The organism is Streptomyces purpureus (assembly GCF_014648195.1).
Classification (GTDB): Bacteria; Actinomycetota; Actinomycetes; order Streptomycetales; family Streptomycetaceae; genus Streptomyces; species Streptomyces purpureus.
This window is the reverse complement of sequence record NZ_BMQQ01000008.1, coordinates 110840-117983: the sequence shown is the minus strand read 5'-3', so window position 1 is coordinate 117983 and position 7144 is coordinate 110840. Positions and strand designations below refer to the sequence as shown.

General features: G+C 71.9%; 5 protein-coding genes. 3 read left to right on the top strand and 2 right to left on the bottom strand.

The genetic code is table 11. From position 1 onward, the window contains the following. Positions 1–1053, top strand: a 1053-nt coding sequence (locus tag IEZ01_RS12995) for a M28 family peptidase (protein ID WP_229832913.1), incomplete at its 5' end; no start/stop codon positions are given. A gap of 116 nt (positions 1054–1169) precedes the next feature. Here the strand turns inward: IEZ01_RS12995 and IEZ01_RS12990 are convergent. Further along, entirely contained in the window at positions 1170–2396 is a 1227-nt protein-coding gene (locus IEZ01_RS12990) for a LolA family protein (RefSeq protein ID WP_189201772.1), read from the bottom strand. A gap of 174 nt (positions 2397–2570) precedes the next feature. After that, positions 2571–3581: a polyprenyl synthetase family protein gene (locus IEZ01_RS12985; RefSeq protein ID WP_189201770.1), complete on the bottom strand. Its 1011-nt coding sequence runs from the start codon at positions 3579–3581 to the stop codon at positions 2571–2573. 198 nt (positions 3582–3779) lie between these two features. Here IEZ01_RS12985 and IEZ01_RS12980 point away from each other — a divergent pair, with 198 nt between their 5' ends. Both IEZ01_RS12980 and fahA read left to right on the top strand, forming a co-directional pair. Continuing rightward, a complete protein-coding gene (locus tag IEZ01_RS12980) occupies positions 3780–5777 on the top strand; it encodes a CocE/NonD family hydrolase (protein WP_189201767.1) in 1998 nt (665 codons plus the stop codon). 87 nt (positions 5778–5864) lie between these two features. Further along, complete coding sequence (gene fahA / locus IEZ01_RS12975; protein ID WP_189201765.1) at positions 5865–7094, top strand: fumarylacetoacetase; 1230 nt, start codon at positions 5865–5867, stop codon at positions 7092–7094. The last annotated feature ends 50 nt before the right edge of the window (positions 7095–7144 follow it).

The following is a 7144-nucleotide window of genomic DNA, read 5'->3' as shown; positions in this document are numbered from 1 at the left end:
GGATTCACCACCACCGTCCAGCAGTTCACCACCAGCGGCGCGACCGGCTACAACCTGATCGCCGACTGGCCCGGCGGCGACGCCAACCAGATCGTCATGGCCGGCGCCCACCTCGACTCGGTCTCCTCAGGACCCGGGATCAACGACAACGCCTCCGGCTCGGCGGCCGTCCTGGAGACCGCGCTCGCCGTCTCCCGCGCGCAGTTCAAGCCCGCGAAGCACCTGCGGTTCGCCTGGTGGGGCGCGGAGGAGCTGGGCCTGGTCGGGTCCAGGTACTACGTGAACAACCTGCCGTCCACCGAGCGGTCGAAGATCTCCGGCTACCTCAACTTCGACATGATCGGCTCCTCGAACGCGGGCTACTTCGTCTACGACGACGACCCGACGATCGAGAAGACCTTCAAGGACTACTTCGCCGGTATCGGCGTTCCGACCGAGATCGAGACCGAGGGCGACGGCCGCTCCGACCACGCCTCGTTCAAGAACGTCGGCATCCCGGTCGGAGGCCTGTTCACCGGCGCGAGCCGAACGAAGAGCAGCGCCCAGGCCCAGAAGTGGGGCGGCACCGCCGGGCAGGCATTCGACCGCTGCTACCACTCCTCGTGCGACACCACGGCGCAGATCAACGACACCGCCCTGGACCGCAACAGCGACGCGATCGCCCACGCCATCTGGTCGCTCTCGGCCGGCACCACGCAGCCGCCCGGTGAGACGTACGAGAACACCGCCGACGTCGCCATCCCGGACAACGGCGCGGCCGTCACCTCCACGGTCAACGTGTCCGGGCGTACGGGCAACGCCCCGGCCACGCTCAAGGTCGGCGTCGACATCATCCACACCTGGCGCGGTGACCTGGTCGTCGACCTGGTGGCGCCGGACGGGACCGTCTACCCGCTGAAGCCGTTCAGCTCCGGCGACTCGGCCGACAACGTCCAGACCACGTACACCGTGAACGCCTCCGGCGAGGCCGCGAACGGGGCCTGGAAGCTGCGCGTCCAGGACAGGGCGGCCCAGGACACCGGCTACATCAACGCCTTCCGCCTCACCTTCTGAGCCTCCTGAGCCCCCTGAGGCTTCCGGGCTGAAGGCCCACCAAAAAACCCGCGGGGCCCCGCCGTGCCGGAGGAGGCGCGGCCGGGCCCCGCGTTCAACACGTTGCCGATCGACGGCTACTTGGCCGCGTCGGCGGCCTTCACCAGCGCGTCCTTGGTGACCGCGCCGACGTAGACGGTGCCGTCGTCGGTGAGGAGGGCGTTGACCAGGCGCGTCTTGAAGACCGTGCCCGAGCCGAACTTCCCGCTCACCTTGTCGCCGAGGGCGTCCAGGAACGCGCCCGCCTCCGGCGGGAGTTCGCCCTTCTCCGGCATCTTGGCGGCGCCTTCGGCGCCCGGGGCCTTGATCCGGGCGATCGTGGTCCAGCCCTCACCGAGGACGTTCAGCCCGCCGCCCGTGAGCTCCGCCAGGCCCTCGGGGGCCTTCTCGGCCTCGCGGGCCGCCTTCGAGCCGTCCTCCTCGGTGACCTTCGCGCCCTTGGGCGGTGTGAAGTCGAAGGTGGAGGCGGCCGGCCTGGCGTAGTCGATCTTGGTGAAGCCGGCGTCGACCACCGGCTTGCCGCCATCCGTCGACTTGACGGTGAACTTCAGCGGCACGCCCTTCTCGGCGTCCACCGCCACCTTGATCGACTCGATCGTCGAGCCGCTCTGCTTGGGCTTGATCACCAGCTGGTACGCGTCGCGGCCGGCGACCCGCGCCGTGCCGTCGACGGTCACCGACGTCGTCTCGTCGACGGCCTTCAGGGCCTCGTCGGCGAGGTCCTTGGGGGTCGAGGGCAGCTTGCCGGGCAGCTCCTTCTCCGCGCCGCCGTTGCCGTCCTTGCCGCCCTTGCCCGAGTCGCCCTTGTCCGTGCCCGCGGGCTCCTTGGCGTGGTAGACCTCGTTCGACTTGCTGTCGTACGCCCAGATCTCGTCGCCGTTGCGGATCAGGCTGTACTCGTCGCCCTCGCCCAGCAGCGCCACCCGCTGCCGGTCAGGGCCGTCGGCGGCCACCCGCAGCGTGTGCGTACCGGAGGCCAGTTCGGTGAGCTTGTCCTGCGGGGCCGCGGACGAGGAGGAGCCTGCCCCGCCGCCGGCCAGGCCGCCGAGGCCGGCGAGCGAGGGCAGCCCCAGGTCCGTGCTGATCTTCACCGTGCCGGAGAGCTGCTGGACGTCCGACGCGGCGATCTTCTCGATGAGTTCCTGTGCGCTGATCTTCGGCAGCTCGGGGTCGCCGGACGCGGCCAGTGCCGGGACGAGCCCGATGGTCGCCGCGGCCACCGAGGCCACCGCGACGGGGACGACGTACCGCGCTGCCTTGCGGCGTCCCGCGTCCGTGGTGTGCGTGCTGTCGTTCGGTGCCATCGTGTGCCCTACCTCCGTGGTCGATGACATCCATCTGACCAAAGCGGGCGGGCGGAAGCGTCAGCCCCCGGAAGCAACTTCACGTACTGCTTCGGGATGACCCGACCCTGAGAAGCGTCCGTCGACGCAGGCCGGCAATGTGACCTGCGTCACATCGATGCCACTCGTGCGGGGTCAGCCCGCGCGGTGCACCACCGCGTCGCAGAGCTCCTCCAGGGCCGCCTTCGCGTACCCGTCGGGCATCGGCGCCAGCAGCGCCCGCGCCTCCTCCGCGTACCGCACGGTGTCCCGGCGGGCCTGCTCCAGGGCCGGGTGCACCCGCAGCCGGCGCAGGGCCTCCGCGTGCCGGGCGTCGTCGCTCAGATCGCCGTCCACGAGCTCGACGAGCGCCACGTCCTCGGGACGGCCGTGGGCCTCCGCCTGGGCCCGCAGATGGAGCACCGGCAGCGTCGGGATGCCCTCCCGCAGGTCGGTGCCCGGGGTCTTGCCGGACTCGTGGGAGTCGGAGGCGATGTCCAGGACGTCGTCGGCGAGCTGGAAGGCGACGCCGAGCCGCTCCCCGTACTGGGTGAGGACGTCGACGATCCGCTCGTCCGCGCCGGACATCATCGCGCCGAACCGGCAGGAGACGGCGACCAGCGAGCCCGTCTTGCCGCCGAGGACGTCGAGGTAGTGCTCGACCGGGTCCCGGCCGTCGCGCGGCCCGGCCGTCTCCAGGATCTGGCCGGTCACCAGACGTTCGAACGCCTCGGCCTGGATACGGACCGCCTCGGGGCCCAGATCCGCCAGGATGTGCGAGGCCCGCGCGAAGAGGAAGTCGCCCGTCAGGACCGCCACGGAGTTGCCCCAGCGGCTGTTGGCGCTCGGCGCGCCCCGTCGCACGTCCGCCTCGTCCATCACGTCGTCGTGGTACAGCGTCGCCAGGTGGGTCAGCTCGACCACCACCGCCGAGGGCACGACACCCGGCGCGTAGGGGTCGCCGAACTGGGCGGCGAGCATCACGAGCAGCGGACGGAAGCGCTTGCCCCCGGCCCGCAGCAGGTGCTGCGCGGCCTCGGTGATGAAGGGGACACCACTCTTGGTGGCATCGAGCAGCCCTGCCTCGACAGCTGCCAATCCGGTCTGGACATCGGCCTCAAGAGCCTGGTCCCGCACGCTCAGCCCGAACGGCCCGACGACGGTCACGAGGGGATCTCCTGTCTGCTGACGATCACACGGATTGTCGATGTGTCGCTGGATTCACTCAAGTCAGCGTATCCGGTCGCCTTTCGATCACCATGGGCGCCTTCCCGCCTCCGCCGGTATGTTCGTGATCAACTCATACGACCAGGAGTAAGGCTTATGTCCCGAACAGCGCCGACGCCCGTCCACTGAGGTCCCGCCATGCGTATTCGCACCGACTTCCCGTACGAGACCACCCGCGAGGACCTGCGCATCCCCCTGCCCGACGGCACCCTGCTCCACGCCCGCGTCTGGCGGCCGGCCACCGAGGAGCCCGTCCCGGCGCTCCTGGAGTACCTCCCCCACCGGCTCAGCGACTGGACCGCGCCCCGCGACTGGCAGCGCCACCCTTGGTACGCGGGCCACGGCTACGTCTCCGTCCGCGTCGACGTCCGCGGCCACGGCAACAGCGGCGGCAGGCCGGGCGACGTGTACGACGCCCTGGAGCTGGCCGACGGGGTCGCGGTGGTGAACTGGCTCGCCGGGCAGTCCTGGTGCAGCGGCGAGGTGGGCATGTTCGGGATCTCCTGGGGCGGCTCCAACGCGCTCCGGATCGCCGCGCTCGCCCCCGAGCCGCTGAAGGCCGTCGTCACGGTCTGCCCGACCGACGACCGCTACGACAACGACGTCCACTACCTGGGCGGCTCGGTCCTCGCCATGGACATGCACGCGTGGGCGGCGACCATGCTCGCGTTCACCGCCCGGCCCCCGGACCCGCAGTACGCCGGACCCGGCTGGCGCGAGACATGGCTGACACGGCTCGCCGCCGTGGACCCGCTCATCCACACCTGGCTCGCCCACCAGACCCGCGACGCCTACTGGCAGCACGGCAGCCTCCGCGAGGACCACTCCACGGTCCGGGCCGCCGTCCTCGCCGTGGGCGGCTGGCACGACCCGTACCGCGACACCGTCCTGCGGCTCGTCGAGCACCTCCCCCACGAGCGGGTACGGGGACTGATCGGACCCTGGTCCCATCAGTACCCGGACCACGGGCTGCCGGGACCCGCGATCGGATTCCTCCAGGAGACGCTCAGGTGGTGGGACCACCATCTCAAGGGCCGCGACACGGGGATCATGTCCGAGCCGCTCCTGCGGTCCTGGATCAGCGACTCCCACCCGCCCGCGACGGTCTACGACGAGCTGCCCGGCCGCTGGGTCGGCGACGACGCCTGGCCCTCCCCCCACGTCACCCCGCTCACCTACGCGCTCCAGGGCCCGCCCGTCCGCGTCCGCTCCCCGCAGCGGGCCGGTCTGGACGCGGGCCGTTTCCTCCCCCTCGGCAACGACGCCGACCTCCCCCCGGACCAGCGCACCGAGGACGCCCTCTCGGCCTGCTTCGACTTCCCCGTCCCCGAGGGCGCGCCCGTCGACATCCTCGGCCGCCCGCGCGTGCGCCTGGCGCTCACGCCCCACGCCCGGACGGGGCAGGTCGTCGCCCGGCTCTGCGACGTGGCACCGGACGGCTCCTCCACGCTGGTCACCCGGGGCGCCCTGAACCTCGCCACCCGCCACGGACCGGACCGGACCGAGCCGTGCCGGCCCGGCGAGAGCGAGGAGATCGCCTTCGATCTGAACGGCATCGGCCACTCCTTCCCGGCCGGTCACCGCATCCGGCTCGCCCTCTCCTCCGCGTACTGGCCCTGGATCTGGCCCCGCCCGGACGCCGACGGATTCACCCTCGACCCGACCGCCTGCGCGCTGACGCTGCCCGTCCGGTCCGCACCCGGCCAGGAGCCCGCGATCACCTTCGAGCAGCCCGAGCAGTCCGCACCGCTCGGCGTCAGCCACCCGGCCACCCTCGACGAGCCACGCCCCGAGCGGCTGATCGTCCGGGACGTGGCGAAGGGCCTGTGGCGCCTGGAGGCCGACCCGGGGTACGGCGGCACCCGCCTCCATCCGGACGGCCTCGAATACACCGAGGACGCCGTGGAGTCGTACACGATCCAGGAGGACGACCCGCTCTCCGCCCGTACCCGTTCCGAGTGGACGATCAGGCTGCACCGCCCCGAGCTGGCCTGGGACGTGACGATCGAGACCCGCTCGGAGATCGCCTGCACCGCCGACGCCTTCCTCACCTCGGACGAACTGGTGTGCAAGGAGGGCAGGGAGGTGGTCTTCCACCGCACCTGGGAGAAGCGGATTGCCCGCACGGCGGGGTGAGGCGACCCACTTGGAGGGGCTCTGCCGCCACCCGGTGCGGCCGACGTAACGTGTCCCCCACACCCGTGGAAAGCGAGGCAGGCACCGATGTCCGAGCAGAGCCCGCTCGACCTGGCCGAGGGCGACCCCTTCGGCCCGCACAACCTTCCGTACGGCGTCTTCTCCACCGCCGACGAGCCGGGACGGCGCCGGCTCGGCGTCCGCATCGGCGACTGGGTGCTGGACGCGGGGGCCGCGGCGCACGCCCTGGGCTCCCCCTACGCCACACTGCTCGCACAGCCCAGCCTCAACCCGCTGCTGGCCGCCGGGCGCACCGCCTGGCGCGACGTGCGCCGCGCGCTCACCGCGTGGGTGACGGTGCCCGCGCACCGCCCGGACATAGAGCCGCTGCTGCACCCGCTGGACGCGGTCACCCTGCACCTGCCGTACGAGGTCGCCGACTACGTCGACTTCTACGCGAGCGAGCACCACGCCACCAACGTGGGCCACATCTTCCGCCCCGACGGCGAGCCGCTCACCCCCAACTGGAAGCATCTGCCGATCGGTTACCACGGCCGCGCCGGTACGGTCGTGGTCTCCGGCACCGAGGTCGTACGCCCCTCGGGCCAGCGCAAGGCCCCCACGGACCCGGCGCCGGTCTTCGGCCCGTCGGTCAAGCTCGACATCGAGGCGGAGGTCGGCTTCCTCGTCGGCACCCCCTCCGAGCTGGGCAGGCCGGTCGCCCTCGGCGACTTCCGCGACCACGTCTTCGGGCTGACGCTGCTCAACGACTGGTCCGCGCGGGACATCCAGGCCTGGGAGTACGTGCCGCTCGGCCCGTTCCTCGGCAAGTCCTTCGCCACCTCCGTCTCCGCGTGGGTGACCCCGCTGGAGGCCCTGGACGCCGCCCGCATCGACCCGCCGGTGCGCGACTTCCCGCTGCTGCCGTACCTGGACGACTCCGGCGACGACGAGCCCGGCGGCCTCGACCTGCGGATCACCGTCCGGATCAACGGCGAGGTGGTCTCCGAGCCGCCGTTCTCCACGATGTACTGGACCGCCGCGCAGCAGCTCGCCCATATGACGGTCAACGGCGCATCGCTGCGCACGGGCGACCTGTACGGCTCCGGCACGGTCTCCGGCCCGGACGTGCACCAGCGCGGATCGCTGCTGGAGCTGACGTGGAACGGCCGTGACGCCCTCGAACTGCCCACCGGCAAGCGGACGTTCCTGGAGGACGGCGACGAGGTCACCCTCACCGCCTGGGCGCCCGGCCCGGACGGCACCAAGGTCGCGCTGGGCGAGGTGACCGGCCGGATCACACCGGCCGCCGGCTGAGTCCCGGACCGGCATGCGCCAGGGCCCGGCCCCCTCGGGGAGCCGGGCCC

What these genes read in the sequence shown, in the direction of transcription:
- IEZ01_RS12990 (WP_189201772.1), bottom strand. Translation starts at nt 2,396, where the DNA reads ATGGCACCGAACGACAGCACGCACACCACGGACGCGGGACGCCGCAAG.
- IEZ01_RS12980 (WP_189201767.1), top strand. Translation starts at nt 3,780, where the DNA reads ATGCGTATTCGCACCGACTTCCCGTACGAGACCACCCGCGAGGACCTG.
- fahA (WP_189201765.1), top strand. Translation starts at nt 5,865, where the DNA reads ATGTCCGAGCAGAGCCCGCTCGACCTGGCCGAGGGCGACCCCTTCGGC.